This is a genomic window from Streptomyces sp. NPDC002690 (assembly GCF_053592415.1).
Genome location: NZ_JBSFVR010000735.1, coordinates 1 through 1,333 on the forward strand (window position 1 = coordinate 1; position 1,333 = coordinate 1,333).

The following is a 1,333-nucleotide window of genomic DNA, read 5'->3' on the forward strand; positions in this document are numbered from 1 at the left end:
CTCGGCGTCCATGTCGATCCGGGCCGTCGCTCGGCGGCCGTCCGGCATGCGGAGCTCGACGCCACCGCTCTGCACCGCCGGCCAGAATGAGGTCTGCAAGCCGTCGGCGCGGATGCTGCCGGACCAGCCTCCCGCACCGCTGCCGCCATCGGTCCGCAGCGCGGCCATCACGGGGGTTTGCTCGGAACCCATCACGAGCATGGCAGGTCCTTGGTAAATGTCGGTCATGGATCCAGCGTGCCCGGTACGACGGGATCGACGCGCCCCGGCGGCAGCCGTCCTACGGACGCAAGTCCGATGACCCGCCGGTACGTGGAGGAGGGCGCGCGAGCCGCTCTCCACGCACCGGCGTCCTCCTCAGCATCCCCCGGCCTCGATCGCTCCATGCACACCGTGCATCACACGGCGAAGCATCCGGGGTCGGAGCGGCGCACTTTTCGGCGGACGGGCGCGCAACGCACCCCCGCTCCCCGTACGCGCTCCCCCGCAGCCTCCGACCGAGGAACCGGCCGACATGCGCCGGTTTCCGGCGGAGCCGAAGCTGGCAAGGACGCGGGCAACACGCCCCACGGTCCGGCCGGGACCGGCGGTAAAGGGAGGTTCGATGACCAGGAAAGGCAAGAACAGCGGCGGCAAGAAGCTTTCCCGGGGCGAAGACGTCACCTGGAAGAGCCACGGGCAGGAGGTCGAGGGTTCCGTCAAGCGACGGATCGACCGCACCACCGAGGCCGCCGGACGCACCGTGAAAGCCTCGAAGGACGACCCCCAGTACGAGGTCGAGAGCGACAGGACGGGCAGGAGTGCGGTGCACAAGCCCGGTGCGCTGCGCAAGAAAGGCGGAAGTTCGTGAGCGGCGGAGAAGACCACGCCCGCAGTACTGCCGCCGACGACTTCGGCACGGCCGTGAACATGACCGCCACCGAGTTGGAGAGGTGGCTCGGGACGGACGCCTCGCGGGAGGTGGGGCAGAAGGACGGCACCGGGGAGTCCACCGGCCACGCCTCCGGCCGCCGCATCGTGGAGTTGCCGCGCACCGGAAAGGGCGACCTCGGCGACTACCAGGATCTGGACGTGACGCCGGACAGCGTGGCGTCGACGACGCGCACGCTCGCGGTGAACACCACGCATCTGGCCCGTCTGCTCGCTGAGCACCCCTACCCCGCCTCGACCTGATCCGGGGTGCTGCGGAGGCCCGGGCGACCGGCGGCACCCGCACCCGTACCCGCGGCACGTTCACCCGTACGGCGGAGGCGGGGCGGGCCCTGACGGAGCGAAGGGCCGCGCCCTCCCGCCCGGCCCGTGCGGAGCACGGCGCGGGCCGTCCGCCTCCGGG

3 protein-coding genes are annotated in these 1,333 nt (G+C 71.8%); 2 read left to right on the top strand and 1 reads right to left on the bottom strand.

Annotated features, from left to right (window positions below):
- Positions 1 to 228 (bottom strand): hypothetical protein (locus ACWD3D_RS37130; RefSeq protein ID WP_451465034.1); only part of this gene is annotated, 228 nt, incomplete at its 3' end.
- A gap of 376 nt (positions 229 to 604) precedes the next feature.
- Between ACWD3D_RS37130 and ACWD3D_RS37135 the strand changes: the two genes are divergently transcribed.
- Both ACWD3D_RS37135 and ACWD3D_RS37140 read left to right on the top strand, forming a co-directional pair.
- The gene (locus ACWD3D_RS37135) at positions 605 to 850 is read left to right on the top strand and encodes a DUF2945 domain-containing protein (protein WP_451465035.1); all 246 of its coding nucleotides are present in this window, start codon (positions 605 to 607) and stop codon (positions 848 to 850) included.
- Positions 847 to 1,173 (top strand): DUF3140 domain-containing protein, encoded by a 327-nt coding sequence (locus ACWD3D_RS37140; protein WP_451465036.1) that lies wholly within the window; start codon positions 847 to 849, stop codon positions 1,171 to 1,173. The genes ACWD3D_RS37135 and ACWD3D_RS37140 overlap by 4 nt, the downstream gene beginning before the upstream one ends.
- The last annotated feature ends 160 nt before the right edge of the window (positions 1,174 to 1,333 follow it).